At 65.7% G+C, this 26,418-nt stretch carries 26 protein-coding genes and 1 other RNA gene; 12 read left to right on the top strand and 15 right to left on the bottom strand.

From position 1 onward, the window contains the following. Positions 1-77: 77 nt before the first annotated feature. Both glnA and CH306_RS19735 read right to left on the bottom strand, forming a co-directional pair. Positions 78-1,418: a type I glutamate--ammonia ligase gene (gene glnA / locus CH306_RS19740; protein WP_032379097.1), complete on the bottom strand. Its 1,341-nt coding sequence runs from the start codon at positions 1,416-1,418 to the stop codon at positions 78-80. Positions 1,419-1,520: 102 nt separating this feature from the next. After that, complete coding sequence (locus CH306_RS19735) at positions 1,521-3,089, bottom strand: alpha/beta hydrolase (RefSeq protein ID WP_094647651.1); 1,569 nt, start codon at positions 3,087-3,089, stop codon at positions 1,521-1,523. Between the two features lie 80 nt (positions 3,090-3,169). Between CH306_RS19735 and CH306_RS19730 the strand changes: the two genes are divergently transcribed. The 4 genes from CH306_RS19730 to pip all read left to right on the top strand — a co-directional run bounded on the left by CH306_RS19730 (position 3,170) and on the right by pip (position 7,319). Continuing rightward, complete coding sequence (locus tag CH306_RS19730) at positions 3,170-4,900, top strand: NAD+ synthase (RefSeq protein ID WP_094647806.1); 1,731 nt, start codon at positions 3,170-3,172, stop codon at positions 4,898-4,900. 118 nt (positions 4,901-5,018) lie between these two features. After that, a complete protein-coding gene (gene panB, locus CH306_RS19725) occupies positions 5,019-5,870 on the top strand; it encodes a 3-methyl-2-oxobutanoate hydroxymethyltransferase (protein ID WP_094631656.1) in 852 nt (283 codons plus the stop codon). Between the two features lie 41 nt (positions 5,871-5,911). Beyond that, positions 5,912-6,361, top strand: coding sequence for a hypothetical protein (locus tag CH306_RS19720; protein ID WP_094647649.1), 450 nt, complete (start codon positions 5,912-5,914; stop codon positions 6,359-6,361). 1 nt (position 6,362) lies between these two features. Further along, positions 6,363-7,319, top strand: a complete 957-nt coding sequence (gene pip, locus CH306_RS19715) for a prolyl aminopeptidase (RefSeq protein ID WP_094631655.1) — start codon at positions 6,363-6,365, stop codon at positions 7,317-7,319. Here pip and CH306_RS19710 read toward each other — a convergent pair. The 3 genes from CH306_RS19710 to rnpB all read right to left on the bottom strand — a co-directional run bounded on the left by CH306_RS19710 (position 7,309) and on the right by rnpB (position 9,426). Further along, positions 7,309-8,739 (bottom strand): RNB domain-containing ribonuclease, encoded by a 1,431-nt coding sequence (locus CH306_RS19710; RefSeq protein WP_094647647.1) that lies wholly within the window; start codon positions 8,737-8,739, stop codon positions 7,309-7,311. The two genes, pip and CH306_RS19710, sit on opposite strands and share 11 nt — an antisense overlap. A 2-nt stretch (positions 8,740-8,741) precedes the next feature. Further along, the gene (locus CH306_RS19705; protein WP_045194843.1) at positions 8,742-8,924 is read right to left on the bottom strand and encodes a hypothetical protein; all 183 of its coding nucleotides are present in this window, start codon (positions 8,922-8,924) and stop codon (positions 8,742-8,744) included. A gap of 60 nt (positions 8,925-8,984) precedes the next feature. Beyond that, positions 8,985-9,426: RNase P RNA component class A (gene rnpB / locus CH306_RS19700), an RNA gene on the bottom strand. A gap of 63 nt (positions 9,427-9,489) precedes the next feature. On the opposite strand from rnpB, the gene CH306_RS19695 reads away from it, so the two are divergent. Together CH306_RS19695 and CH306_RS19690 are read left to right on the top strand one after the other, a co-directional pair. Next, positions 9,490-10,014: a DUF1697 domain-containing protein gene (locus CH306_RS19695; protein WP_094647645.1), complete on the top strand. Its 525-nt coding sequence runs from the start codon at positions 9,490-9,492 to the stop codon at positions 10,012-10,014. Next, positions 10,011-11,261, top strand: coding sequence for an SLC13 family permease (locus CH306_RS19690; protein ID WP_094647643.1), 1,251 nt, complete (start codon positions 10,011-10,013; stop codon positions 11,259-11,261). The genes CH306_RS19695 and CH306_RS19690 overlap by 4 nt, the downstream gene beginning before the upstream one ends. 7 nt (positions 11,262-11,268) lie before the next feature. Here the strand turns inward: CH306_RS19690 and CH306_RS19685 are convergent, their stop codons facing one another. Further along, on the bottom strand, positions 11,269-11,871 hold the full coding sequence (locus tag CH306_RS19685; protein ID WP_143545405.1) for a hypothetical protein: 603 nt from the start codon (positions 11,869-11,871) through the stop codon (positions 11,269-11,271). 90 nt (positions 11,872-11,961) lie between these two features. Next, a complete protein-coding gene (locus CH306_RS19680; RefSeq protein ID WP_179272918.1) occupies positions 11,962-12,660 on the bottom strand; it encodes an SDR family NAD(P)-dependent oxidoreductase in 699 nt (232 codons plus the stop codon). A gap of 119 nt (positions 12,661-12,779) precedes the next feature. Between CH306_RS19680 and CH306_RS19675 the strand changes: the two genes are divergently transcribed. Then, on the top strand, positions 12,780-13,706 hold the full coding sequence (locus CH306_RS19675) for a helix-turn-helix domain-containing protein (protein WP_094647637.1): 927 nt from the start codon (positions 12,780-12,782) through the stop codon (positions 13,704-13,706). Here CH306_RS19675 and CH306_RS19670 read toward each other — a convergent pair. From CH306_RS19670 to cobC, 4 genes are all read right to left on the bottom strand, one after another. Beyond that, complete coding sequence (locus CH306_RS19670) at positions 13,640-14,749, bottom strand: bifunctional RNase H/acid phosphatase (protein ID WP_094647636.1); 1,110 nt, start codon at positions 14,747-14,749, stop codon at positions 13,640-13,642. The two genes, CH306_RS19675 and CH306_RS19670, sit on opposite strands and share 67 nt — an antisense overlap. A gap of 5 nt (positions 14,750-14,754) precedes the next feature. Continuing rightward, a complete protein-coding gene (locus CH306_RS19665) occupies positions 14,755-15,492 on the bottom strand; it encodes a zinc ribbon domain-containing protein (RefSeq protein ID WP_032394446.1) in 738 nt (245 codons plus the stop codon). Between the two features lie 104 nt (positions 15,493-15,596). Next, positions 15,597-16,718, bottom strand: coding sequence for a Nif3-like dinuclear metal center hexameric protein (locus CH306_RS19660; RefSeq protein WP_094647634.1), 1,122 nt, complete (start codon positions 16,716-16,718; stop codon positions 15,597-15,599). A gap of 14 nt (positions 16,719-16,732) precedes the next feature. Then, a complete protein-coding gene (gene cobC, locus CH306_RS19655; RefSeq protein WP_094631709.1) occupies positions 16,733-17,770 on the bottom strand; it encodes an Rv2231c family pyridoxal phosphate-dependent protein CobC in 1,038 nt (345 codons plus the stop codon). Positions 17,771-17,825: 55 nt separating this feature from the next. Here cobC and CH306_RS19650 point away from each other — a divergent pair, with 55 nt between their 5' ends. The 3 genes from CH306_RS19650 to CH306_RS19640 are packed head-to-tail and all read left to right on the top strand — an operon-like array spanning position 17,826 to position 19,942. After that, on the top strand, positions 17,826-18,518 hold the full coding sequence (locus CH306_RS19650) for an HAD-IA family hydrolase (RefSeq protein ID WP_094631646.1): 693 nt from the start codon (positions 17,826-17,828) through the stop codon (positions 18,516-18,518). Further along, the gene (locus tag CH306_RS19645; RefSeq protein ID WP_176459219.1) at positions 18,515-18,988 is read left to right on the top strand and encodes a low molecular weight protein-tyrosine-phosphatase; all 474 of its coding nucleotides are present in this window, start codon (positions 18,515-18,517) and stop codon (positions 18,986-18,988) included. The genes CH306_RS19650 and CH306_RS19645 overlap by 4 nt, the downstream gene beginning before the upstream one ends. An 18-nt stretch (positions 18,989-19,006) precedes the next feature. Further along, positions 19,007-19,942 (top strand): SURF1 family cytochrome oxidase biogenesis protein, encoded by a 936-nt coding sequence (locus tag CH306_RS19640; protein ID WP_094647632.1) that lies wholly within the window; start codon positions 19,007-19,009, stop codon positions 19,940-19,942. On the opposite strand, the gene CH306_RS19635 is transcribed toward CH306_RS19640, so the two are convergent. The 3 genes from CH306_RS19635 to CH306_RS19625 all read right to left on the bottom strand — a co-directional run bounded on the left by CH306_RS19635 (position 19,883) and on the right by CH306_RS19625 (position 22,111). Further along, the gene (locus CH306_RS19635) at positions 19,883-20,851 is read right to left on the bottom strand and encodes a cobalamin biosynthesis protein (protein ID WP_094647630.1); all 969 of its coding nucleotides are present in this window, start codon (positions 20,849-20,851) and stop codon (positions 19,883-19,885) included. The genes CH306_RS19640 and CH306_RS19635 overlap by 60 nt on opposite strands. 46 nt (positions 20,852-20,897) lie before the next feature. Beyond that, complete coding sequence (locus CH306_RS29555; protein WP_256978899.1) at positions 20,898-21,023, bottom strand: hypothetical protein; 126 nt, start codon at positions 21,021-21,023, stop codon at positions 20,898-20,900. A 191-nt stretch (positions 21,024-21,214) separates the two neighbouring features. Beyond that, positions 21,215-22,111 (bottom strand): LysR family transcriptional regulator, encoded by an 897-nt coding sequence (locus CH306_RS19625; RefSeq protein WP_094647628.1) that lies wholly within the window; start codon positions 22,109-22,111, stop codon positions 21,215-21,217. 96 nt (positions 22,112-22,207) lie between these two features. On the opposite strand from CH306_RS19625, the gene CH306_RS19620 reads away from it, so the two are divergent. Next, positions 22,208-23,716, top strand: a complete 1,509-nt coding sequence (locus tag CH306_RS19620; RefSeq protein ID WP_094647626.1) for a CoA-acylating methylmalonate-semialdehyde dehydrogenase — start codon at positions 22,208-22,210, stop codon at positions 23,714-23,716. Between the two features lie 88 nt (positions 23,717-23,804). Further along, on the top strand, positions 23,805-24,971 hold the full coding sequence (locus CH306_RS19615) for an iron-containing alcohol dehydrogenase (RefSeq protein WP_094647624.1): 1,167 nt from the start codon (positions 23,805-23,807) through the stop codon (positions 24,969-24,971). 6 nt (positions 24,972-24,977) lie between these two features. Here the strand turns inward: CH306_RS19615 and CH306_RS19610 are convergent, their stop codons facing one another. Further along, the gene (locus CH306_RS19610; RefSeq protein ID WP_094647622.1) at positions 24,978-26,378 is read right to left on the bottom strand and encodes an amino acid permease; all 1,401 of its coding nucleotides are present in this window, start codon (positions 26,376-26,378) and stop codon (positions 24,978-24,980) included. Between the last annotated feature and the right edge of the window lie 40 nt (positions 26,379-26,418).

Here is a 26,418-nt window from a genome sequence, read left to right as displayed (position 1 = left end):
ACGCGAGGGTGCCCGCGCCGGCATCGGAACTACCATTCACGATCGACTAGAACGTAGCCCATGACGACGCCGTGCTGTTAAAGACCCAGGTAGGCCTTCAACTCGTACGGCGTGACGTGACTGCGGTATTCCTCCCATTCGCGACGCTTGTTGCGGAGGAAGAAGTCGAAGACGTGCTCGCCCAGTGCCTCGGCGACCAGTTCGGAGCCTTCCATCGCGTTCAGTGCCTGATCGAGATTGCCCGGCAGTTCCTTGTATCCCATGGCGCGACGTTCCGCGGAGGTCAGTGCCCATACGTCTTCCTCGGCCTCGGGCGGCAGGGTGTAGCCCTTCTCGATTCCACGCAGACCGGCGGCCAGCAGAACCGCGAAGGCGAGGTACGGGTTGCAGGCCGAATCAGGGCTGCGGATCTCGACTCGGCGTGAGGATGCCTTGTTCGGGGTGTACATCGGCACGCGGATCAGTGCCGAGCGGTTCGCCGGTCCCCACGACGCCGCCGTCGGTGCCTCGCCGCCGCGCACGAGCCGCTTGTAGGAGTTGACCCACTGGTTGGTCACGGCGCTGATCTCGTTGGCGTGTTCGAGGATGCCTGCGATGAAGGACTTGCCGGTCTCCGAGAGCTGCATCGGGTCGTCCGGGTTGTGGAAGGCGTTGGCGTCGCCCTCGAACAGGCTCATGTGCGTGTGCATCGCCGAGCCGGCCTGATCGCTGAACGGCTTGGGCATGAACGTCGCGCGCACGCCTTCTTCGATCGCGACTTCCTTGACCACGTAGCGGAAGGTCATGATGTTGTCGGCCATCGACAGTGCGTCGGCGTAGCGGAGGTCGATCTCCTGCTGGCCCGGTGCGGCCTCGTGGTGGCTGAACTCGACCGAGATTCCCATCGACTCGAGCGCGTCGATGGCGTGCCTGCGGAAGTTCGGGGCCGAGTCGTGTACGGCCTGATCGAAGTAGCCGCCGTTGTCGGCCGGGGTCGGCGGTGAGCCGTCCTGCGGAGCGTCCTTGAGCAGGAAGAATTCGATCTCGGGGTGCACATAGCAGCTGAATCCCAGGTCCGCGGCCTTGCTGAGCTGGCGACGCAGCACGTGGCGTGAGTCGGCCCAGGACGGCGAGCCGTCGGGCATGGCGATGTCGCAGAACATCCGCGCCGAGTGCTGGTGCCCCTTGCTGGTGGACCACGGCAGAATCTGAAACGTCGACGGATCGGGCTTGGCCACGGTGTCGGCCTCGGACACGCGGGCGAATCCTTCGATGGCGCTACCGTCGAAACCGATCCCCTCGTCGAAAGCCCCTTCGAGCTCGGCGGGGGCGATGGCCACCGACTTGAGGTACCCGAGAACGTCGGTGAACCAGAGGCGGACGAAACGAATGTCGCGCTCTTCGAGGGTCCGGAGCACGAATTCCTTTTGACGATCCATGAACGCGAGAGTAAGCAAACGGAGTTAAATCTGTGTTACATCGTGAATTCGGTCTCACTTCGTGAAACTCTCTGCGCACTTCGCGGGACGTGAGCTAGCACGTCAACACCGCAGTCCGTCCTCCGGCGGCACCAGCTCGACGAGGTAGTTCACCAAAGGCTCGTCGATGCAGTCGACGCCGGAGAAGGCGACCGTGTGCTGCGTACCGTCGTACGTCACCAGATCCGCGCGCAGCTGCGCCGCCAGCTCGACACCTGCCTGGTAGGGCGTGGCCGGATCGTTGGTCGTCGAGACGACCACCAGCGTCGGCAGTCCCTCGACGTCGACGATGTGCGGATCACTCGTGTTCGGCACCGGCCAGAAGGCGCACAGGTCCAATGGCGCGCTGCCCGTCGCCCGACCGTCGTCCAGGTACGGCGCGGCGGCACGGAACCGGGCGTCCGCCTCGTCGGCCGCTGCGCGATCGGTGGTCGGTGGGCCGTCGACGCAACGCACCGCATTGAATGCGTCGTCGATGTTGGTGTAGCTACCGTCCTCGAGCCGGCCGGAGTAGGTGTCGGCGAGCCGGAGCAGCGTGTCGCCCCGACCATCGCGCAATTCGTTCAACCCGGCCCGGAGCAGACGCCACAGCTGCTGTGAATACAGCGCTTGCTGGGCTCCGGTGATCGCGTCGTCGTAGCTGAGGCCACGGGGATCGGTCGTGTCGGCGGGTCGGTCGATCAGTGGGTCCACCAGGGACCGGAACTGCGCGACGGCCCGCGCCGGGTCGGTTCCGAGCGGGCAGGTCTCGGTCTGTGCGCAGTCCGCGGCGAAAGCGTCGAACGCGGTCTGGAATGCCGCCCCCTGGGCAACGGCCTCGTCGACGGGTGACTGGTCGGGATCGAGAGCACCGTCGAGCACCATCGCGCGCACGTTCGACGGGAACTCCTCGGCGTACGCGGTCCCGATTCGCGTGCCGTAGGAGTACCCGATGTAGGTCATCTTCTCGTCGCCCAGAACTGCGCGGATGACGTCCATGTCCCGCACCACCTCGCGGGTGCCGACGTGCTCGAGCACGTCCGCCCCGGTCCGCTCCACACACTGCGCGGCGTAGTCCCGATGTTCGGCCTCGGTCGCTGCGATGCCTTCGGGGCTGACGTCCACATCGGGTTCGCGACGCTCCTGGTCGACCTCATCGGACGTCAGACAACGGACCTCCGGCTCGGATGCTCCGATCCCGCGTGGGTCGAAGCCGATGCGGTCGAAGCGATCGGCGACGGCGGTGCCTTCGGCCTGCCCGGCGAGGTAGAGGCCCGACGATCCGGGCCCGCCCGGGTTCATCAGTACCGATCCGATCTTCTCGCCCGTCGCCTTCGTCCGTGAGATGGCGACCTCGATCGTCCTGCCCTCGGGGTCGGCGTAGTCCAACGGCACGGTCACCATCGCGCATTCGACGGCACTTCCCAGTTCGCCGCCGTCGGTGTTGTACCGGTCGCAGCTTTCCCACTCCAGCGTTTGGGTGTAGAACGTTTCGAGCCCCGAGGGGATCGGGCCGACGGCGGATGCCGATGAGGAGCTGTCCGACGCACCGGAGTTCTCGGGAGTGGCTGTCGGCTCGGACGTGGAGCAGCCGACGGCCAACACGGCGACCGCGGACAGTGCCACGGCCGTGCTCCTGGTGCGCGTTCTCATGGCACGATCGTGCCAGGTCTTTCGGGCCCTCCGCTCCCGCTGCCCGGCGGGGACGTCGTGCGAGCACTAGCGTGGATGCCGTGCAGGCACTTCGACTCGCCCTCGCCCAGATCAACTCCGTGGTCGGCGATCTTGCAGCGAATTCCGCAGCGATCGTCGAGTGGACGGTCCGCGCAGCTCACGACGGTGCCAACGTGGTGGTGTTTCCCGAGATGGCGCTGACGGGATACCCCGTCGAGGATCTGGCTCTGCGACCGTCGTTCGCCGCCGCTTCGGCGCACTGCCTCACCGAGTTGGCGACAGCCCTCGACGCTGCCGGGTGTGGCGATCGCATCGTCGTGGTCGGCTACCTCGATCGCGACGCCGAGGGCTCGCGGAACAGCGCGGCAGTGATCACCGACGGACGGGTGACGACTCGGTACGACAAGCACTCGCTCCCCACCTACCGAGTGTTCGACGAGGCACGCTACTTCGCTCCGGGATCCGGCCTGAGCATCACGACGGTGAACGGCCTGCGGCTCGGCGTCGTTGTCTGCGAGGACATCTGGCAACCGGGCGGGTCCGTGCCCGCCTATGCCACGGCCGGGGTGGACATGCTGCTCTGCCTCAACGCCAGCCCCTTCGAGCAGGGAAAGGACGAGGTGCGTCGCTCCATCGCCCTGCGACGGGCCACCGAGATCGGCGCTCCGATCGCCTACGTCAACGTCGTCGGCGGCCAGGACGAGTTGGTGTTCGACGGGGCGAGTTTCGTCGTCGGTCCGGACGGCTCCACCTGGGGCCGCTCCCCGCAATTCGTCGAGCATCTGCTGATCGTCGACGTCGATGCTCCGACGGCACCACATCCGGATGCCGCCGAGGTACCCGGCTGGACCATCGATCGGGTCACGCTCCCCGACGTGGCGGTCACCGGCTGGCAGCGAGCCGAGCCGTTCCTCGCAGAGATCGTGAGCACCGAGGAACAGGTGTGGGGCGCACTGGTGACGGGTCTACGAGACTACGTGCACAAGAACGGTTTTCGTTCGGTGGCTCTCGGATTGTCCGGCGGTATCGATTCGGCGGTGGTCGCCGCGATCGCCGTCGACGCCCTGGGCCACGATGCGGTACACGCAGTGTCGATGCCCTCGACGTACTCGTCGACTCACTCTCGCACCGACGCAGAGGATTTCGCGTCGCGCACGGGTGTTCATTTCCGCGTCGAGCCGATTGCCGACATGGTCGCCCGCTACGTCGACCAGCTGCATCTGACCGGGCTCGCCGAGGAGAACATCCAGGCGCGATGCCGGGGCATGGTGCTGATGGCACTGTCGAACAGCTTCGGCCATCTGGTGTTGGCCACCGGCAACAAATCCGAACTGGCCGTTGGCTATTCGACGATCTACGGGGATGCCGTCGGCGGCTTCGCGCCGATCAAGGACGTGCCGAAGTCGCTCGTGTGGGATCTGGCGCGGTGGCGAAACAAGTCCGCGGCCGACCGTGGGGACATTCCTCCGATCCCCGAGTCGAGCATCGACAAGCCGCCGTCCGCAGAGCTCAGGCCGGGGCAACTCGACACCGACTCGTTGCCCGATTACGACGAGCTCGACGCCATCCTGTTCAGGTACGTCGACCACGACCAGGGCTTCGAGGACATCGTGGCGGCCGGATTCGAGGCCGCGGTGGTCGCGGACATCCTGCGCAAGGTCGACGCGTCGGAGTACAAGCGGCGTCAGTATCCGATCGGCACCAAGGTCACCTCTCGTGCGTTCGGACGTGACCGCCGCATGCCGATCACCAACGGCTGGCGGGACTACGCGGCGCGCGGCGGGGTGTGACCAATTGCACTGCCGGTAGCGGTCCGGCAGGTCGTGAGCAGTGGCAGACTTGCCCACGTCATCACACCCCATCCCGGGGACCCGCCGAGCGGGCCTCGAGGACCAGAAAGGGACAAAGATGTCCGAAACTGCTGTGTACGGCGGATCCGCTCAGGAAGCACCCTCCACCGCGCTGACCCGCAAGACCCGCACCCACCACCTTCTGCAGATGAAGGCCGACGGTGAGCGCTGGGGAATGCTCACCGCCTACGACTACTCCAGCGCCCGCATCTTCGAGGAAGCCGGAGTTCCGGTTCTCCTCGTCGGCGACTCGGCGGCAAACGTCGTCTACGGCTACGACACCACCGTGCCGATCACCGTCGACGAGCTCCTTCCGCTGGTCCGCGGGGTGGTCCGCGGCGCACCGCACGCCCTCGTCGTCGCAGATCTGCCCTTCGGCACCTACGAGGCCTCGCCGCAGCAGGCACTGGAAACCGCTGTCCGGTTCATGAAGGAGGGTCTCGCGGGCGCAGTCAAGCTCGAAGGCGGCGAGCGCGTGGCCGCTCAGATCGCCGCGATCACTGCCGCGGGCATCCCGGTGATGGCCCACGTCGGCTTCACCCCGCAGAGTGTCAACACCCTCGGTGGCTTCCGCGTTCAGGGTCGCGGAGACGCGTCCGAGCAGCTGGTGGCCGACGCCATCGCAGTCCAGGAAGCGGGAGCATTCGCCGTCGTCATGGAGATGGTTCCCGCCGACATTGCCGGCCAGGTCACCCGCAAGCTGACCATTCCCACGGTCGGCATCGGTGCGGGCAACGAATGCGACGCGCAGGTTCTGGTGTGGCAGGACATGGCCGGATACACCAACGGTAAGACCGCGAAGTTCGTGAAGAAGTTCGCCGACGTCGGCGATTCCTTGCGGACCGCGGCAACGACGTACCTGTCCGAGGTGCGGTCGGGTGTCTTCCCCGGGCCCGAACACAGCTACTGATCGTTACCGTCTCCGTCGGGTGCGGATGGCACACTCGGACCATGAAACTCAGACGAGGTTCGACCTTCGAGGCACGGAGAAGCGCAGTCGCAGTAGTCGGCGCGGCTGCGCTCCTCACGCTGATCGGTGCGTGCAGCACGGATACGACCAACACTGGTTCGTCGTCGTCGACGACGACTGTCGTGCCGACCACCACGGTCAGCGCACCGCCGGCGGAAGCAGTGATCACCGATGCCCAGAAGCAACAGCTGTGCACCGATCTCGAGGCGCAGCTGTCCAATTGGCGCGTCCAGGGGCCGACGCTCGGCCGGGGCGGGCTCAACATCCTGGTGCAGACCTGGGCGGCGCAGAGCGGCGTCATCAACCTGCAGGTGGTGCAGAACCGAGCGATCGTCGACGACATCACGACGGAGACGTGCTCGGACGTGCGGGACGAGGCCATCCGCTCGCTGGACATTCCGGACCTCGCATCCGGTCTGGTGGGCTTCTAGGATGCGTTCTCTGTACCCCGAGATCGATCCTGTCGACACCGGACACCTCGATGTCGGCGACGGACAACAGATCTACTGGGAAGTCTCCGGTAATCCCGACGGCGCTCCGGTGGTATTCGTACACGGCGGTCCCGGCGGGGCCACCAATCCGTTGCAACGGCGGTATTTCGACCCGCAGGCCTATCGAATCGTGTTGTTCGATCAGCGGGGCTGCGGGCAGTCGACCCCGCACATCGCCGACGGCGCCGATCTGTCGGTCAACAGCACCGACCGGCTGATCTCGGACATGGAGAAGCTGCGGGAACATCTGAGCATCGACACGTGGTTGGTGTTCGGCGGTTCCTGGGGCTCGACGCTGTCGCTGGCGTACGCACAGTCGCACCGGGATCGCGTGCGAGGACTGATTCTGCGGGGGATTTTCCTGGTGCGGCCGTCGGAGATCGACTGGTACTACGGCGGCGGGGCAGGCCACATCTTCCCCGATCTGTGGGAGAAGTTTCTCGAACCTGTTCCGGAGGACGAGCGCGGCGGCAATCTCGTCGAGGCATACCACCGGCAGTTGACGTCCGACGACCGCGAGGCCGCTACGAAAGCCGCGGTGGCGTGGTCCACCTGGGAGGCGGCGACGAGTTACCTGTTGCCCAAATCGGATGCAGTGCAAGACAACTCGGACTCGCGGTTCGCCCTGGCATTTGCCGGTATCGAGAACCACTACTTCCGTAACAACTGCTTTCTCGAAGAGAATCAACTGCTACGTGATGCCCACTTGCTCGACGGCATTCCAGGTGTCATCGTGCAGGGCCGCTACGACGTCGTGTGCCCGGCGACGAGCGCGTGGGCGCTGCACAAGGCCTGGCCCTCGGCAGATCTGGTGATCGTCGACGACGCCGGGCACTCTGCAGCCGAACCCGGCATCGTGCATCACCTCGTCGAGGCGACGGATCGTTTCAGGCAGTGACGGCCGGGTAGTCGAACCGGACTGTGCGCGAGTCGGTGTCGGCCCGGGTCAACCGGACCTTCACCGACTCTCCCGCGGGCGGTTCTCCGTCGCACTTGCCGAGAACGATCGGCTGCGACACCAACACCTCGGCGTCCCGCTTCCCCTCGGCACCGCGCAGCACGACGGCCGAGAAATGCTCGCCCACTCTGTCTTCCAGTACGTGCGCCTCGGTGAGGTCGATGCAGGCGCGGTCCACCTTCGACGCCGCGGAATCCGATCCGCGCATGATGGCGGGCAACTCCGGCAGCGCCTGCGCCGCCCAGTCCGGTACCGGCACTTCGGCCACGACGGCCAGGCACACCTCGGTGGCGAAGCGATCGGACAGCCGCCGCAGTGGTGCCGTCACGTGCGCGTACGGCGCGCCGATTCCCGAATGCTCGACCGATGTATCACTGTCCACAGGGTTCGTCGTGCGGTCGAACGCGAGGTAGTCCGCACCGCGCAGCAAACCGGTCGCCTGGGTCATCATCGCCAGTGTCGACGGCTCGTCGGTGGGCAGACCCGCCAGCACAGACCCGGCGGATGCGCCTGCGGGCCAGTCGATTCCGAGGGCTGCTGCCGTCTTCTTCAGTGTGTCCACGGATTCGGACGAGGCAGGCGGGAGGGTGCGCACGATACCGATTCCGGCGTCGAGCATGACTCTGGCGGCGCACATTCCCGTCAGCAGCGATATTTCGGCGTTCCACCCGTCCACTGCGGTGCGTGGTTGCAGCACGATGCGCCAGCCTCGCCCGTCCGGCACCACTTCCTGCTCGGGCAGGGTGATGTCGACGGCTCCGCGCCGTCTCGCTGCAGCTGCGCGCTGGGCCCCGAATTCGGCCAACGCTGCGATGGACGGATGCGGTGTCCCCGCGTCCACATCGGCCTGCACTGCGGCGTAATCGAGCCGGGCGGTCGATCGAACGAGCGCGCGGGTGACGGTCCACGCGGCCGCCTCGCCGACGTCGTCGAGTTCGATGGTCCACAGCGCGGCGCAACGCGTCTGTCCCTCGAGCAGGCTGCCCGAGCCCTCCGACAGCTCTCGTGGATGCAACGGCACGGATCCGTCGGGAAGGTAGAACGTCTGACCGCGTCGACGGGTTTCGGTGTCGAGCGCTCCCCCGGGCGTCACCAGTGCGCCCACGTCGGCGATTGCGTAGTGCACCACCAATCCGTTGGACGTCTTCTCGATGTGTACGGCTTGGTCGAGGTCCTTCGAGCCGGGCGGGTCGATGGTGACGAACGGGATGTCGGTGCGGTCGATTCTGCTGTCGGCGTGCAGGTCTCGGGCTTCGACCGCCTCGCGCATCACGTCTGCGTCGAACGCTTCGTTCAGTGCGAACTCGGATCTGATGGCCTCGAAGTCGAAGCCCGGGGCCCTCAGCCGGGTGAGCAGCACCGTCAGTTGTTCCAGTCGTCGTCGGAATCGGCGGCCTTGTTGCGCGCCGCGGCGATCTTCAGCGCCTGCTCCGCGGTGGCCTTGTCCGGATACGGGCCCATGCGGTCGAGGGCATTGGTCTGCTTGCCCTGTACGACCTGCTTGGTGCTGATGTCGTAGTACCAGGAGGTGTCGTCGTCGGTCATGACTTCCAGTGTGCCCCATGGAGCGACACCGCAGGAGAACTGCGGAAGAAATAGTGAGTGCGAACGAGTCGGCCTGTAAGCCGGATCCTGTCTGCCGTTCCTGCTTTCGCGGGTTCGACGTCGACGACCATCCATCTGGGCACACCGTTGCCGGGTACCTCGAGCAGTCCACCCGCAGGCTCGGGCGAGCAGCCCTCGAGCACCTGCGCAGCTGCACCACTTTCGGGGTGCAGCCTTCGACCTTGCTCCGGGCGGGGTTTACCTAGCCATCCCAGTCACCTGGGATGCTGGTGCGCTCTTACCGCACCGTTTCACCCTGACCTGCCGTTCGATTCCGAGGAACCGATCCGCAGGCGGTCTGTTTTCTGTGGCACTGTCCCGCGAGTCACCTCGGGTTGCCGTTAACAACCGCCCTGCTCTGTGGAGTCCGGACTTTCCTCGGCTCGAAGCGCGACGACACTCGTTCGCCCGTCCTTCGAGCCGCAGCCGTCCGGCCAACTCGTTCGCGGTTGCGTACTCTACTCGGCGCTCCGCGGTCGCCGGAAACCGAACTACAGTTCCCTTCATGAGTGAGTGGGTCGTGTTGCTGCGTGGCATCAATGTCGGTGGCATCAACATCAAGATGGCCGATCTTCGTGCGGCCCTGACGTCGGCCGGCTTCACCGATGTCCGCACTGTTCTCGCGACCGGCAATGTCCTGCTGAACTCCCCGCTGACTTCCGTCGTCGTGAAGGAACAGGTGGAGAACACGCTTGCCCAGGCGTTCGGCTATCAGGCCTGGGTTGTCGTCCTGGACGCGCCGACACTTCGGGCGATCGTGGAGTGCTACCCGTTCGACGCCGAACGGCAAGGGTGGCATCCTTACGTGGTGTTCGGAACCGACTCCACCCATCTGACCGAATTGTCCGCTCTCGCAGACGAACTCGATGTCGAGCTCGAACGTGTCGCTGCCGGACGCGATGTCGTGTACTGGGAGGTCCGCGCGGGGAGCACGACGACGAGTCGCTTCGGGAAAGCGACGGCCAAGGCGAAATTCAAGCCGACGACCACCACTCGAAATCTGCGCACTCTCGTGAAGATTCTCGCGTGACCGTTCTCGCCGCGGCACTGGTCGCAGCTGTGCTCGTTTTCGCGATCGTCCGACCCCGGGGTCTGCCCGAGATCGTGGCCGCGCTGCCGGCTGCCGCGATCGTCCTGGTCGTCGGCCTCGTCAGCCTCGACGCCGCACGCGAGCAGGTACTCGAACTCGCTCCGACCGTCGTGTTTCTGGCGTTCATCTTGATCCTGGCGCATCTGTCGGACGCGCTCGGAGTGTTCACCTGGATCGCGGCGAAGCTGCGAAGAGGTGCGAAGGGCAGCCCCCGCAGACTGTTGACACTCGTGTTCGCAGCAGCCGCATCGACCACGGCAGTACTGAGCCTCGACGCCACCGTGGTGCTGTTGACGCCGGCCATCATCGGTGCTGCTCGCGTCCTGAGAATGTCGCCGCGTCCACACAGTTACGCCACGGCGCACCTGTCCAATTCGGCGTCGACGCTGCTGCCGGTATCGAACCTGACCAACCTGCTCGCATTCGCCGCGACCGGACTCACCTTCCTGCACTTCACCGCTCTGATGGCATTGCCCTGGATATTCGCGGTGGCCATCGAGTTGGCGGTGTTCCTGATCTTCTTCCGCGAGGATCTGACTCGCACCGCCACACCGCCGAAGAGCTCGACCCTGCAGAGCACCGAGAACGTCCCTGCACCCCGGACCACGCTGGTCATCCTCGCCGCGACACTCGTCGGTTTCGCCGTGGCAGGGCTGTTCGACGTCGAACCGTTCTGGGTGGCCGCGGTGGGATCGGTGGCACTGGCCATCCCCGCACTTCGAGGACGCCACACCAGTGCTCGCGCCATTCTGCGCGGTGCCGATCTACCGTTCTGTGGCTTCGTCTTCTTGCTCGGCATCGTCGTTCTCGGTGTCACCACAGGCCCGATCGGCGACTGGCTGGCCCGAATTCTGCCGTCCGACACCAGCTTCGCCTCGCTGCTGGCCGCGGCCGCCATCGCGGCGGTGGCGTCGAACATCGTCAACAACCTGCCCGCGACGCTGCTGCTGCTGGCCGCATTCGGGGCCGACGCTCCCCCGGCACTGTTGTTGGCCATGGTGATCGGGGTGAACCTCGGCCCCAATCTCACCTACGTCGGATCGCTGGCGATCATGCTCTGGCGACGCGTCGCATCGGCCAACGACGAGCCGGCAGATCTGCGAACCTTCACCGTGTTGGGCGTCATCACGACACCGCTGACGATCGTCGGTGCGGTGGCAGGCCTGTGGCTTGCACTGCAGGTTTGAGCCTCGGTCAGATCGAGCGCCGTACGCGGAGTGTCGTGATCGCCAAGCCCACAGCGAAGACCACGCTACCGACCACCGCCCCCACCACCGGCAACAGCAGCCCGGCATGCACGGTGTCGAACAGCGGCGGTCCGCCGTAGATCTCCTGGCGTGCAGCGCCGGTCGGCCCGAGGTCATCGAAGTAGGGATCCGCGACCATCCTGATGCGGATCTCGGGAGGTCGACGTCGTGCCCACCATGCTGCCCCCGCGCCTACGAGGCCTCCCGCCACGAGTGGGGCCGACATGTGCAACGCCCGGCCGTGCGATCGGGCGCGCAGAATCCATCCGACCGTGATCGAGACGACGGTCCCGACCAGAAGTGCCGCGACCGGAGCGACCAACGTGATCGGCCACCACGGCGGTCCCGACACGTACTGCACGTAGTCGTACACGCGAAAGTACCCGGAGTCGCCCGGATTCACAGGTGGTGGGGCATCGGCATCGATCCACATCCGGGGCACGCAGTATCGCCAGGTGAAGGCAACTGCCAGCCCTGCGGCGGCCGATGCGGGCGATGCGATTGCCATCCAGCGCGCCGCCATGGGCTCGCGCTCGGCGTCAGTGAACACGCAACGCATCATCCCCCACTCGACCCGAGCGACATGCCGGTCCGACGCCTCGCCTGTCGGAAGGCGCACAGTGTCTTCTCGGTCGATGACTCACCAGCGAAGCAGACCCTGACTGTTTCCTACGGTGCCGGTCGGTCCGTCCTCGGCAATCGTGGCGAGTCGAACGATCTCGTCGGTGCCCTGCGTGACGTCGTGTGCTCCCTTGCCGCCGTTCAGATCGGTACGGGTGTAGCCGGGGTCGGCAGCGTTCACTCGCATCGTGGGGAGTGCGTGCGCGTACTTCACCGTGAGCATGTTGAGTGCCGTCTTGGACGACGCGTAGATCGGCGGCACCACCTGCCAGTCGAACCAGCCCTGCTCGATGGTGTCGTGGATGGATCCGACGCCCGAGGAGACGTTGACGATTCGTGCGTTCTTCGAGATCTGCAGCAGTGGCACGAATGCGTTGGTCACTCGAATGACGCCGAAGACGTTGGTGTCGAAGACATCTCGGGCGTCGTCCGCCGATCCTTGCTCGAGCGGCACGAAGGCCCCGGTGATGCCGGCGTTGTTGATCAGGACGTCGAGGCGTCCGTGGTCCACACGCACCTGGTGTGCGGCAGCGTCGACGCTGCCCTGATCGGTGACGTCGAGTTGGACGAAGGTGACGCCGAGGTCGGCGGCAGCAGCACGACCGAGCTCACGGTTGCGGGCACCGATGATCACGGTGTGGCCGGCACGCTGTAGGCGCCGTGCTGTCTCGTGGCCGATTCCCTTGTTGCCGCCGGTGATCATCGTGATTGTGCTCATGACGTCGACGCTAGGGCTCGGCGATCCAATCGAGAAGATGCCGATTGTCGGTAGGTCTGCCGGTACCACCCACGTCGTCGTCGAGGAGACGCACGTGGCCGAGGTGGCACAGTGGGGAGATGAGCGTAGAGCAGCAGGGACGCCGACCGGCGGGTTTCTCGTCGGTGCTCCGTGGCTGGCGTGACCGCAGCGCACCCGTTCCGTCCGACTCGACCGTCAGACCTCGGCGTTCGTCGGGACTGCGCCGCGAAGAACTCGCCACCCTCGCCGGGATCTCCGTGGACTATCTGGTTCAACTCGAGCAGGGCCGTGCGTCGAATCCGTCGGCGGCGGTGGTCGCTGCTCTGGTTCGGGCCTTGGGTCTCGACCTCGCCGATGCCGGGGTGTTGTATCGAGCTGCCGGACTCGCGGCACCGTCGTCGGCTGTCGATCGATCGGTACCGGACAGTGTCGATCGACTGCTGGCCCGAGCCGACCACTGGCCTACTGCGGTGTACGCGGCGGATTGGTGGCTGCTGAGATGGAACGCGGCGTTGTTCGCGCTGATGGGCGATCCGATGGACCTGTCCGGACATTCACGCAACCAGGTCTGGTTCGAGATGACCGAGGACACGTCGTCGATGTGGGTCGATCCCGCACAACGAGAGCAGTATCGGGACGCGCTGGTCGGGGACCTCCGTGTGGCACAGATATCGCATCCCGACGACGCCGAGCTCGACAGTCTGGTCCGTGACCTTCGGGCCCGCAGCAACGAATTCTCCGATCGTTGGCGCTCTGCACGTCCGACCGTCTACCGGGGAGCACGCAAGAGCATCGACCACCCCCTGGTTGGGTCGATGGTCCTCGATGGAGACGTGTTTCGGCCTGCCGGCTCCGACGTGCGGGTGATCGTCTACACCGCAGCACCCGGCTCGCGAGACGAGTCGAGACTGTTGTCGCTGTTGTCGCCCGGATCCCGTGGACGGAACCGAGCCTCGATTCAGGCCGGCGAGGCCAGGTGCGAGGTGTCGTTCACCAAGCGCACCGAGGCCCCGCCGTCGGGGTAGAACTCGGCGATGCTCAGGGACGCGAGATCCAGGTGCAGTCGGTACAGCAGCGACGGGCCGACGTCGAGTGCGAGTTGCAGCAGCATCTTGATCGGTGTCACGTGGGTGACCACCAGAACGGTCTTCCCGGCGTACTCGGCGAGCAATCGATCGCGGGTCGCTTCGATGCGCGTGCGTACTGCGTCGAAGCTCTCACCGTTCGGCGGTGCAACGGAGGTGTCGCCTCGCCACGCCTTGTGGACCTCGGGGTGACGTTCCATGGCCTCGGTGAAGGTGAGCCCTTCCCAGTCGCCGAAGTCGGTTTCGATGAGACCGTCGACCGTGGTGACAGGCAAACCGAGACGGTCGGCTGTCGCCGCAGCAGTCTGTTGGGCGCGCGCGAGCGGCGAGGCCACGATGGCGTCGATATCCGTCCGTGCACCGAGAACCGTTGCGGCAGAGCCTGCTTGGCGTCGACCCAGTTCGGTCAGGTCGGGATTGCCTCGGCCGGAGTATCGACGGTCGACCGACATGGGGGTCTGGCCGTGTCGCAACAGCAGCAGGCGGGTCGGCTCCCCCATCGCACCGGTCCATCCAGGCGACGCGGGCTTCGCTGCGACCGGCTCGGCGTCGGGCCGATCCGACAGGTCCACGCCCTCGGCCGCCGCGTCCATCGCCTCGTTGGCCAGCGCATCCGCGTGCGAGTTCTGTGCACGCGGAATCCACTCGTAGGTGACGGAATCGAAGCCGCGGGCGAGTTCGGCCGCTTGTCGCTGAAGCGGAATCATGTCCGGGTGCTTCACTTTCCAACGTCCGGACATCTGTTCGACGACGAGTTTGGAGTCCATGCGGACGGCAACCTCACGGGCACCGACATCGCGGGCCGCGGTCAGTGCGGCGATCAGTCCGTTGTACTCGGCCACGTTGTTGGTCGCCACGCCCAGCGACGCCCGACGCTCGGCGAGCACCTGCGAGCGATCTGCACTGAGCACCACCGCGCCGTATCCGGCGGGCCCAGGATTTCCACGCGATCCACCATCGGCCTCGGCAACGACCCTCGACACCTGACTCAAATTCCGGATTCCTTGGTGCGCACCAGGATTGCGTTGCACTCGGAGCAACGAATCAGAGCATCCGCGGGCTTGTTTGCGATGCTCGCGATCTCGTTGCGGTCGAGTTCGATCCGGCACGCTCCACATCGACGAGCCTGCAGCAGTGCCGCACCGCGGCCGGTGAGCGCTCGCTGCTTCTCGTAGAGCGCAAGCAGATCCGCGGGCAATCCCGAGGCCAACGATTCGCGGCGCTCGGCGCTGCGCTTCTCGGCGACATCGAGGTCTGCGACGGCGTCGTCACGGCGGCGGCCGGCGTCGACCAACTCGTCCTCGATCTGCGTCAGTTGCGCACCGGCGTGCTCGTAGTCACGTTCGCTGGCCTCACGCTGCTCCATGACCTCGAGCAGTTCCTCTTCGAGGATGCCCTGACGACGTTCGAGGCTGCCGAGCTCGTGCTGCAATTCGGTCATCTGCTTCGGTGCGATGGTGCCGCTCTCGAGCATCTTCTTGTCGCGGGCTTCGCGTTGCCGAACCGCGTCGACCTCGCCTTCGAGTTTGCGAATGTCCCGGTCGAGGTCGTCCATCGAGATCTGCACCGTCACCGCGGCATCCTTGCGCGTGGTGCGCTCGGTCTCGAGCTTGTCCACCTCCTGCTGTTCGGGGAGGCTCTTGCGGCGGTGGGCGATCTGCGAGAGTTCGGTATCCACACCGGCCAATTCGAGCAGCGAGGCCTGGACTTTGGGATCGACGTTCACGCTTGATGACTCCTGCGACTATGGAAGTTGATTCGGATTACCCTACCGGCTGCAGGAATATGAGTGAGCCGGATCCACTCGATGGCAGGTCGTGGGTTCGATGATCACAGTGTCCACGGGTCGGTACGCACCTCGGTGACCCAGCTGTTCCATCCCTCGGTGTCACCGAACGCGGCGTCGACGATGTCTCGCGCCTGTGCGCACCACGGGAACTCAGAGGCCCAGTGTGCGGTGTCGATCACCGCGGGGCCGCCGGCGCGCAGGTGCTCGTCGACCGGGTGGTGCCGCAGATCGGAGGTGACGTACACATCGGCGTCGGTGCGCGCCACCGCGGAGAGGAACGAGTCACCCGCTCCCCCGCACATCGCAACCACCGAAACCATGGCGGCGGGGTTTCCCGCTGCGCGTACTCCCCACGTCGTGGCGGGCAACGCCTCGCGGACGACCTCGGTGAACTCGGCCACTGTCATCGGATTCGGTAGTTTTCCGATGCGGCCCAGGCCGGTGCACGACGGTAGAGCCGCGGATTCGAAGACGTCGAACGCGGGCTCCTCGTACGGGTGTGCCCGACGCATCGCCGAAAGTACCTGAGCACGTAGCCCTTTGGGGGCCACGACCTCGATGCGATCCTCCGCCTCGGTGTGCACCTCGCCGAGAACGCCGAGCGTCGGGTGTGCGTTCGGGCCCGGACGGAATCGGCCGAGACCCGCACTCTGCCAGCTCGCTTCGCTGTACTCGCCGATCTGCCCGGCTCCGGCGTCGAACAGGGCCTGTCGCACCGCCGCCGAGTCGGCGGTGGGCACGAAGACCACCCACTTGTCGTGTGCGGGAGACGGAATGGGATCGAGTGGCCGGGTGTCGATCACCCCGAGCGCGAATGCGAGTGCGTCGGAGACTCCGGGATCTGCGGAGTCGGCGTTGGTGTGGGCGGTGAACAGCGCGCAGTCGGCCTTGATCAGACGGTGGATCACCGATCCTTTCGCGGTGTCGGCCGCGACGGTGTCGACGCCTTTGAGCAGCAACGGATGGTGGGCGACGATGAGATCGGCACCGCGGGCGATGGCGTCGTCGACCACGGCGTCGGTGACGTCGACCGTGTACACGACCTGCTGCACAACAGCTTTCGGATCTCCGCACACCAGGCCCACCGAGTCCCAGCTCTCCGCAAGACGGGGTGGGTACGCGTCGTCGAGCACCTCGATGACGTCGGCCAGTGTCACTGCCATGTTCGCTGCTCTCCTCACAGAACGGTCTTCAACGCGTCCACCAGTATGTCGACCCGCTGCGAGTCCCGTACCGCGACGCGCAGGTGGTGCCGGTCGAGCCCCGGGAACGTGTCCGCGCGCCGCACCGCGATACCCATCGTGCGCAGACGTTCTCGAACGACGTCGGCTCCGTCGACGCGCAGCAGCAGAAACGGCGCACGGGCCGGGCCGGTGATGTCCAGGCCCAAGGCCTCGAGGCGCTGGGTCATCGCGGTGCGTTCGCGGTGGATGCGCTCCGATTCGACGCGTGCCCGATCGACGGCGAACGGTTCGGTGCAGGCGCGTATCGCTTCGATCTGCAGACTCCCCAGGGGCCAGTGCGCACGGCCGTACTGCAGTCGCGCGAGGACGTCGGGGTGCCCCAGTGCGTATCCACACCGCAATCCCGCCAACGCCCACGTCTTGGTCAGACTGCGCAGAACCAGCACATCGTCCAGGCTCTGTGACGCCACCGATTCCCCCTCCCCGAGCACTGCGTCGGCGAAGGCCTCGTCGATCACCAGCATGCGTCCGGATCCACGCAGACTCAGGACCGCCTCACGGGGGTGCAGAACCGATGTGGGGTTGGTCGGGTTGCCGAGGATCACCATGTCGGCGGTGTCGGGTACGAGCGTCGGGTCGAGCTCGAAGGGTGGCGGCAGGATCACTCGGTGCACCGCAATGCCTGCCTGCTCCAGCACCCAGTCGGGCTCGGTGAACGACGGGTGGATCGTCGCCACGAGCTGGGGCCGAAGCCGCGGCAGCATCGAGAAACCCTCGGCCCCGCCGCTGAGCAGCAGTACCTCGTCCGGTGAGCGGCCGTGGTGTTCGGCCACCTGTTCTCGCGCGGCCGTCTCGGCGGCCGCGCTCGGGTACGAACCCAACGAACTCAGTGCCGCGCCGAGCCGATCGCGAAGCCATGCCGGCGGTCCGTCGCCGCGTACGTTGACGGCGAAGTCGACGAATCCGGAATCGACCTCGACGTCTCCGTGGTGACGGAGGAGCGCATCGGGATCGGCAGCTGTGTCGGACATCGCGACGAGCGTAGCCGCGCCGTCACCGAACAGCCCGCACCGATAGGCTCCGACCATGTCTGTCGATGCTCCCGCGTCCGTTGTCCTGTTCGATCTCGATGGGACGTTGACCGATTCCGCACCGGGAATTCACGCCGGTTTTCGCCACGCACTGGCGTCGGTGGATGCACCCGAACCGACCGAGGAACAGCTGTCGATGGTCGTCGGACCACCCCTGATCGACACGTTGCGCGGCCTCGGCCTGGACGAGGATGCGGCGCAGCGTGCCCTGGCGGCGTACTTCCAGCGTTACGACGAGCGGGGCTGGGCCGAGAACACCGCGTTCGACGGCATCGAGTCGGTGTTGACGCGATTGCAGGATCGCGGCGTCCGGCTCGGTGTGGCGACGTCGAAGTCGGAGCGATTCGCGGTCCGGATTCTGGACCACTTCGGTCTGTCGCGGTACTTCGAGTTCATCGGCGGTGCCAGCAACGACGGCACCCGACGGGCGAAGTCCGACGTGATCGCGCATTCGCTGACCAACCTCGGCATCGACCCGGTGGAGTCCGCGGACGGCGGCACCGCCGGGGTGATCATGATCGGTGATCGTGATCACGACGTGCACGGTGCCGCTCGATTCGGCATTCCCACGGTGTACGTCGAGTGGGGCTACGGCGTCGACGGCGAGAGCGACGACGCCGCGTTCACCGCGTCGAGCATGGACGAGCTGGCCGCCGTGCTCGAGCAGAACACGGCGGCCGTGCGATGACCGAGCCACTGCACGTGACGTTCGTGTGCACCGGCAACATCTGCCGATCGCCGATGGCCGAGAAGGTCTTCGCTGGTCATTTGCGCGACGCCGGCCTGAGCGAGGCGGTGCGCGTCTCGAGCGCAGGGACCGGCGGTTGGCATGTGGGCGACGGCGCGGATCCTCGAACCGTCGCCGAGCTCGATGCCCACGGATACGACAGCGAGCACGCGGCGGCGCAGGTCGGGCCGGATCATCTGGCAGCGGATCTGATCGTCGCACTCGATACCGGCCATGCTCGCGCCCTGCTGCAGCTCGGTGCTCCGGCCGATCGTGTCGCCTTGCTGCGGTCGTTCGACCCCGATGCCGACGACTCGTCGGTGGCCGATCCGTACTACTCATCCGATTCGGCATTCACCGAGGTGCGCGAGCAGATCGAAGGTGCCGTGCCCGGCTTGCTGGACTGGGCACGGTCTCGGCTCCCTCGCTGACCCGGCTACCGTGGTGGCGTGGACAAGTTAGCGTTCTTGCTGCGACCCAAGTGGTTGGTGCTGGCTGCGGTGGTGCTGGCCTTCGCGTTCCTGTGCTTCAGCGTGCTCGCTCCGTGGCAGTTGGGAAAGAACACCTCGACGTCCGAGCGCAACGATCTGATCACCCGATCCGTCGACGCGGATCCGGTACCGATCTCGGACGTTCTCACGGCCGACGGGTTTCCGGCCGAGGACGAGTGGCGTCGGGTCATCGCCCCCGGGTCCTACGTCGCAGATTCCGACGTGCTGGTGCGGCTGCGCAGCATCCGTGATCAGCCCGCATACGAGGTCATCACCCCGTTCGTGATCGACGGCGGGCCCACCGTGCTCGTCAACCGCGGATACGTACTGCCGGTGGAAGGAACCAGAGCGCCCGAGTTCGAGGCGGCCCCCACCGGTGACGTGACACTGAACGCACGGGTACGACAAGCCGAGGGCACCTCGCGCGAGCCCGTCGAGGACGACGGTCGACTGCAGGTCTACAACATCAACCCGGAACAGATCGGCGCGGCGGTAGGAGTCGACGCCATCGACGGATACCTCCAGCTCGACGACGGTCAGCCGGGCGGTCTCGGCTTGATCGAACTGCCGCAGACCGACGCAGGCCCCTATCTGTCCTACGGTCTGCAGTGGCTGGCGTTCGGCATCATGGCACCGTTGGGTCTGGCGTATTTCGCTCGCGCGGAGATACGGGAACGCCGCAATGCGCGTGCACAACTCGCGGACGCGATCCCCGGCGAGCCGGATACCGAGCCCGAGGGCGAGAACGAGGCCGGTCCGGATCAGGCCGGTCCGGACGAGGAAGAGTTCACCTTGCCCACGCGTCGCGAGAAGCGAGCCAGGGCGCGAGCGGCGTCACGCCAGACGACGCCGTCGGATCCTCGCCTGGCCGATCGCTACGGAAAGAATCGCTGAAGCGACCGCAGACAGTTCTTGCACTCGGCTCGACAGTGCGACCGATCGGCGAAGATCGCGTGCGGTCGGCGCGTGTCCGTCACCGAGTGTCGGCCTGATCTCGACGCCGTGTCGGTACTGCGTTCTGCCACCCAGTTGCAGCCCCAGTGCCCCGGCAGCCGACGCCTCCGCGACACCTGCGTTGGGGCTGGGGTGCTGCGCGGCGTCGCGTCGCCACATCTTCAGGGCTCGGGTGGGCGAACCCTGCACCGAAAGAGCTGCGACGACCGTCGCCAGGCCGGTGACGCGGGCCGGCAGCAGGTTCAGGACGTCGTCGATTCGTGCTGCGGCCCAACCGAAGCGCAGATACTTCGGCGAGCGGTAGCCGACCATCGCGTCGAGCGTGTTGCTCGCTCGGTAGGCCAGAATTCCCGGCACCCCGGCCAGCGCTCCCCACACCAACACGCCGACCGTCGCATCGGAGGTGTTCTCTGCGATGGACTCGAGGGCGGCGCGTGCAAGACCGTCGGAGTCGAGTGGTTCCGGATCTCGACCGCACAGTGACGGCAGGAGTGCGCGTGCGCCCTCGAGGTCGTCGTTGTCGAGATGGTCGGCCATCTGCCGGCCCACCTTCGACAGTGACGTGCCTCCGAGCGCGGCCCAGGTAGCCGCCGCGACCAGAGCAACTTCAGCAGGTGCACCCACACGGGCGGCCACGCGACTCGACGCGACGCCGAGTGCGGTCATCGAGCCGATCAGCGCGGTCGCATGGACGACGCCCGAGGCTCGACTGTCGCGGTAGAGGGCGCGTTCGACGCGCAGTGCCGTGGTCCCGAATCCTGCGACCGGGTGCCAGCGTCTCGGGTCTGCGAACACTCGATCGAGGCCGTAGCCGACCAGTAAGCCGATCGCTCGGGGGTGTGTCCACATCCCACGAATCTTGCCAACTGCACACCGGGCTCAGGACACCGGACTGTCAGGCCCAGCGGTGACGGTACGCACCTGCCAGTTGACGGTTGCGGAAGTCGATGTCGCTTCCGTCGTTGAGCAAGGCGATTGCCATTCCTACGAAGCCGACTGCTGCCATTACGAACATTGTCATGATTCCCCCAGAATCTCGTGTGGATCCGCCGAGCGGATGTGGGCGTAACAGATTGTTACCCGCGAGTAAGGCGATTCCCACGCCTTTGAGGTCGGCGTCACGTGTGTCCGTGGTCACGAGACGTCGGTCTCATCGGATCGTCCAAATATCAACGGCCACTGACACTCGCGGGATGTGCGTTTGTCCCGTCGTTACTGCGGCACAGGAAACAGATGCTGTTCGTCGGTCACGACCGACCGGAGAAATTCGTCGACGGCTTTCACCCGCGCGAGTCCGGTCAGCTCTCGCGGTACCACCGTCCAATACGTGCGCTCGACGGAGACGACACCGGGCAGCACCGACACGAGGGCCCCGTCCGGCTCACCGATATAGCTGGGCAGGGGCGCAATCCCCACACCGGATCTCGCCGCGATCCACTGCCCGGTGATGTTGTTGGTCTGAATCTGCGCGCGGCCCTCCGGCAGGATCGCATCCAGGATGCGCAGCGGTGCCACATCGAGCAGCGCGTCCACGTACGAGATCAGTGTGTGTTCACGCAGATCGTCGACGGTCCTGATCGGTGCCATCGCGGCGAGATACTCGGCGGACGCATAGAGCTCGAGGGAGTACGTCGCCAACCTGCGGGTAGTGACGAACCTCGGTGACGGCCGCTCCAACGTGATTGCGATGTCGAACTCCCTGGTGGCCAGCGAGTTGTGCTCGGTGGCGGTGACCAGTTCGATGTCGAGATCGGGGTGCTTGTCTCGGAGTACTCCCAATTTCGGTGTCAGCACGAACGCTCCGAAACCGTCCGGGGCCGCGATCCGCACGGTTCCTCGCAGGGAGCCGGTGTCCGAGGTCTGATCCTCGAACGCCGCGATGAGCGTCGACTCGACGGTCTCGGCGTATGCGACGAGGCGTCGACCCGCCTCGGTCAGTCGCCAACCCGACGGCGTTCTGTCGAACAGGCGCTGCCCGGCCGACTTCTCGAGAGCCGTGATGCGCCGACCGACGGTGGTGTGGTCGACACCGAGAGTGTGCGAGGCGTCGGTCAAACGCCCGGTCCTCGACACTTCGAGGAAATAGCGAAGATGGTCTGCGTTGAACACCCACCGAGACTATCGCCGTTGTGCATTTCTGCACAGCGATCTGCGGTTTTGGCCTTTGACATGTGCATCTGTACAAGTGAGACTCGAGACACACCGATGGAAGGATCGAACGTGACCGACGTCATCACGCACTGGCTCGATGGAAAGACCTATTCCGGCGTCTCCGACCGGACCGCCCCCGTCACCAACCCCGCCACCGGCGAGGTCACCGGAACGCTCACCCTGGCCGACACAGACGATGCCCGTGCGGTCATCGACGCCGCAGCAGCCGCATTCCCGGCGTGGCGCGACACCTCGCTGGCCAAGCGCACCTCCATCCTGTTCTCCTTCCGAGAGCTGTTGAACGCCAAGAAGAACGAGCTCGCCGCGATCATCACCGCCGAACACGGCAAGGTTCTCTCCGACGCCCTGGGTGAGATCGGCCGCGGCCAGGAGGTCGTCGAATTCGCCTGCGGCATGGCACATCTGCTCAAGGGCGGATACACCGAGAACGCGTCGACCGGCGTCGACGTCTATTCCATCCGTCAACCGCTCGGACCGGTCGGCATCATCTCGCCCTTCAACTTCCCCGCCATGGTCCCGATGTGGTTCTTCCCCATCGCCATCGCGGCTGGCAACACCGTCGTCCTCAAACCGTCCGAAAAGGACCCGAGCGCCAGTATCTGGCTCGCCGAGCTCTGGGCCGAGGCGGGCCTACCCGGCGGCGTCTTCAACGTCCTGCAGGGCGACAAGGTGGCCGTCGACGAGCTCCTCGAGAACAAGAAGGTCAAGTCGATCTCCTTCGTCGGCTCCACCCCCATCGCCCAGTACGTCTACGCCACCGGCACCGCCCACGGAAAACGCGTCCAGGCCCTGGGCGGTGCCAAGAATCACGCCGTCGTCCTCCCCGATGCAGATCTCGATCTCGCCGCCGACGCCATGGTCAACGCGGGCTTCGGCTCCGCAGGCGAACGCTGCATGGCCATCTCGGCCCTCGTCGCCGTCGGCAGCATCGCCGACGAACTCGTCGCCAAGATCGCCGAGCGGACAACACCGTTGGTCACCGGCGACGGCACCCGAGGGGCGGACATGGGTCCGCTGGTCACCAAGGCACACCGTGACAAGGTCGCCTCGTACGTCGATGCAGGCGAAGCGGCAGGCGCCACCCTCGTCGTCGACGGCCGCACCGTCCAGCCCGACGGTGGCACCGACGGATTCTGGCTCGGCCCCACCCTGATCGACAACGTGACTCCCGACATGAGCATCTACACCGACGAGATCTTCGGACCCGTCCTGTCGGTCGTTCGCGTCGACACCTACGACGACGCACTGCAGCTGATCAACGACAATCCCTACGGCAACGGCACCGCCATCTTCACCAACGACGGCGGCGCGGCTCGACGCTTCCAGAACGAGGTCGAGGTCGGCATGATCGGCATCAACGTCCCCATCCCGGTTCCGATGTCCTACTACAGCTTCGGCGGTTGGAAGAACTCGCTCTTCGGCGACAGCCACGCCCACGGCACCGAGGGAGTGCACTTCTTCACCCGAGGAAAGGCCGTCACCAGCCGCTGGCTCGACCCGAGCCACGGCGGCATCAACCTCGGCTTCCCTGAGAACAGCTGAGCCCCGAAAACAGCCAGCCCATGTGCGCGGAACTTCGTAGCAGGTTACGAAGTTCCGCGCACATGGTCACCTCGCGAAGGAGAACACCATGGTTTCCAACATCTCGTTTCCTCGGTTCCTCAAGCTGGGCGGCGGTGCCGTCGAAGAGCTGGGGACGGTGCTGACCGATCTCGACGTGTCACGGCCGTTGCTCGTCACCGATGCGTTCATGGCCGGTAACGGCTCGGCGGATCGTTTGATGAAGATCATGACCGAGGCCGGGAAGACGCCGGCTCTGTTCTCGGGCACCGTTCCGGATCCGACGACCGATTCGTTGGTTGCGGGCCTCGACGCGGTGCAGCAGCATTCGGCCGATTCGATCATCGGGTTCGGCGGCGGCAGTCCGATGGACACGGCCAAGGCGCTGGCCATTCTCGCCGTGCAGGGCGGCACGATGCGGGACTTCAAGGCTCCCGTGCTGTCGACCGGCCCGGCCCTACCGATCATCGCCATCCCCACCACGGCCGGAAGTGGTTCGGAGGCAACTCAGTTCACCATCATCACCGACGTCGCCTCGGACGAGAAGATGTTGTGCCCCGGGCTGTCGTTTCTCCCGATCGCATCGATCATCGACTTCGAGCTGACCATGTCGATGCCTGCGCGTCTGACGGCCGATACCGGTGTCGATGCACTGACCCACGCCATCGAGGCGTACGTCAGTAAGAAGGCCAACCCCATCTCCGACGGTCTGGCGCTCAGTGCGATTCGCACGATCGGGACGTCGTTGCTGCGTGCGTATCGCGACGACGACGACCGGCAGGCGCGCGAGGCGATGATGCATGCCTCGACGCAGGCCGGCATGGCGTTCTCCAATGCAAGTGTCTGTCTGGTCCACGGCATGAGTCGACCGATCGGCGCGCACTTCCATGTTGCACACGGGCTGTCCAACGCGATGCTGTTGCCTGCCGTCACGGCATTCTCGATCGACGGGGCACCGGCGCGTTACGCCGACTGCGCACGCGCACTGGGCGCGGCGTCGGAAAGCGATTCGGATCAGGTTGCCGGTGGCAAGCTGCAGGATGCGATCGTCACACTGTGTCGTGAGGTGGAGGTTCCGACTCCGGAGACCTTCGGTATCGACAAGGCCAAGTGGGACGAGCTGTTGCCGCTCATGGCCGAGCAGGCACTCGCGTCGGGCAGCCCGGGAAACAATCCGATCGTGCCGACCGCCGAACAGATCGTCGATCTGTACCGGCAGGTGTACGCGGGGGTCTAGTTGCACTCACTCCGATGCGCGGGCGGCGACAGTGTCGCGCCGCGTATTTCGGCGTTGCACCACTATTCCGCCGATCACGGTCACTGCGGCGAGGACGGCCGAGAGCAGAATCGACGACCGCTGCTCCGGCCGCACCACCATCATCACCAGGACGAACACGATGAACCCGATGGCCAGGTAGGTCAACCACGGGTACAGCCACATCCGAACGGCAGGGCGTTCGTCGTCGCGGTCGAGTTGACGCCGCAGCACCAGCTGGCTGCTGGCGATGGCGAGGTAGACGAAGAGCGCGACGGCGCCGGTGGTCGCCAGCAGGTAGGTGAAGAGCTTCTCGGGCAGGATGTAGTTTCCGACCACCGCGAGGAACCCGAGCACCATCGAGGCGATCACCGCAACCCACGGCACCCCGTTCGTGGTGATCTTCTTGACCGCCCTGGGTGCGTCACCTCGATCGCCGAGCGAATACAGCATGCGCGACGCGGTGTAGAGCGCCGAATTCAGGCACGACGCGACCGCGGTCAGAATGACGATGTCCATGATGGTCTCGGCGTGCGGGATCCCCATCTTGGACAGGACGAATTGGTACGAGCCCGTGTTGGGATCCAGTTCGTTCCAGGGCACCAATGCGACGATGACGAAGATGGAACCGAAGTAGAAGATCGAGATTCGCCAGATCACCGAGTTGGTGGCGCGGGTGATTCCCTTGGCCGGATCCTTGGATTCGGCAGCGGCGATGGTGACGATCTCCGAGCCCATGAACGAGAACATCGTCGTCAGCATGGCCGCGATCACCGCGCCGAAGCCCAGCGGCATGAAACCACCCGAGGCCCAGAGTTGGTCGACACCACTGACTTCCGAGTCGGGTAGCAACCCGAAGATCGCCGCGATCCCGAGGCCGATGAACGCGATGATGGCCACGACCTTCACCAGGGCGAACCAGAACTCGAACTCGCCGTAGTTGCCGACGCTGATCAGGTTGGTCGCGGTGAGGGCAACGACGATGAGCAATGCCCACATCCATTGCGCGCCGCCGAGCCAGTTCGTGAGAATGGATGCAGCCGCGGTGGCTTCGACCGGGATCACCAACACCCAGAACCACCAGTACAGCCATCCGACCGAGAATCCGGCCCAATGCCCCAGGGCGCGAGTGGCATAGGTGGAGAACGAGCCGGTGTCTGGATTGGCCGTCGCCATCTCCCCCAGCATGCGCATCACCAGGATCACGAGTGTTCCCGCGAACAGGTACGCCAGTAGCACCGCTGGGCCTGCCGTCGCGATGGCGTTGGCCGAACCCACGAACAGACCTGCACCGATGACTCCGGCTATCGAGATCATCGTCACGTGCCGTGGCTTGAGGCTGGTGCCGAGTCCGTTCTCGCCGGTATCCGGCTTCTCCGTAATGGCCATCCCTGTAGTCGAACACAAAGTGAACGCAGACGCAGCGGGT

It is taken from the genome of Rhodococcus sp. 15-725-2-2b (assembly GCF_002259075.1).
In the GTDB taxonomy this organism is placed as follows: Bacteria; Actinomycetota; Actinomycetes; order Mycobacteriales; family Mycobacteriaceae; genus Rhodococcoides.
Note: the sequence above shows the minus strand (reverse complement) of the source record. Positions and strands in the feature narration are given on the sequence as shown.

Excerpts from the sequence above, each read along its gene's own strand:
- glnA (WP_032379097.1), bottom strand. The coding sequence starts at position 1,418 with ATGGATCGTCAAAAGGAATTCGTGCTCCGGACCCTCGAAGAGCGCGAC.
- CH306_RS19735 (WP_094647651.1), bottom strand. The coding sequence starts at position 3,089 with ATGAGAACGCGCACCAGGAGCACGGCCGTGGCACTGTCCGCGGTCGCC.
- panB (WP_094631656.1), top strand. The coding sequence starts at position 5,019 with ATGTCCGAAACTGCTGTGTACGGCGGATCCGCTCAGGAAGCACCCTCC.
- CH306_RS19720 (WP_094647649.1), top strand. The coding sequence starts at position 5,912 with ATGAAACTCAGACGAGGTTCGACCTTCGAGGCACGGAGAAGCGCAGTC.
- pip (WP_094631655.1), top strand. The coding sequence starts at position 6,363 with ATGCGTTCTCTGTACCCCGAGATCGATCCTGTCGACACCGGACACCTC.
- CH306_RS19705 (WP_045194843.1), bottom strand. The coding sequence starts at position 8,924 with ATGACCGACGACGACACCTCCTGGTACTACGACATCAGCACCAAGCAG.
- CH306_RS19695 (WP_094647645.1), top strand. The coding sequence starts at position 9,490 with ATGAGTGAGTGGGTCGTGTTGCTGCGTGGCATCAATGTCGGTGGCATC.
- CH306_RS19680 (WP_179272918.1), bottom strand. The coding sequence starts at position 12,660 with ATGAGCACAATCACGATGATCACCGGCGGCAACAAGGGAATCGGCCAC.
- CH306_RS19675 (WP_094647637.1), top strand. The coding sequence starts at position 12,780 with ATGAGCGTAGAGCAGCAGGGACGCCGACCGGCGGGTTTCTCGTCGGTG.
- CH306_RS19660 (WP_094647634.1), bottom strand. The coding sequence starts at position 16,718 with ATGGCAGTGACACTGGCCGACGTCATCGAGGTGCTCGACGACGCGTAC.
- cobC (WP_094631709.1), bottom strand. The coding sequence starts at position 17,770 with ATGTCCGACACAGCTGCCGATCCCGATGCGCTCCTCCGTCACCACGGA.
- CH306_RS19650 (WP_094631646.1), top strand. The coding sequence starts at position 17,826 with ATGTCTGTCGATGCTCCCGCGTCCGTTGTCCTGTTCGATCTCGATGGG.
- CH306_RS19645 (WP_176459219.1), top strand. The coding sequence starts at position 18,515 with ATGACCGAGCCACTGCACGTGACGTTCGTGTGCACCGGCAACATCTGC.
- CH306_RS19635 (WP_094647630.1), bottom strand. The coding sequence starts at position 20,851 with ATGTGGACACACCCCCGAGCGATCGGCTTACTGGTCGGCTACGGCCTC.
- CH306_RS29555 (WP_256978899.1), bottom strand. The coding sequence starts at position 21,023 with ATGACAATGTTCGTAATGGCAGCAGTCGGCTTCGTAGGAATGGCAATC.
- CH306_RS19620 (WP_094647626.1), top strand. The coding sequence starts at position 22,208 with ATGGAAGGATCGAACGTGACCGACGTCATCACGCACTGGCTCGATGGA.
- CH306_RS19615 (WP_094647624.1), top strand. The coding sequence starts at position 23,805 with ATGGTTTCCAACATCTCGTTTCCTCGGTTCCTCAAGCTGGGCGGCGGT.
- CH306_RS19610 (WP_094647622.1), bottom strand. The coding sequence starts at position 26,378 with ATGGCCATTACGGAGAAGCCGGATACCGGCGAGAACGGACTCGGCACC.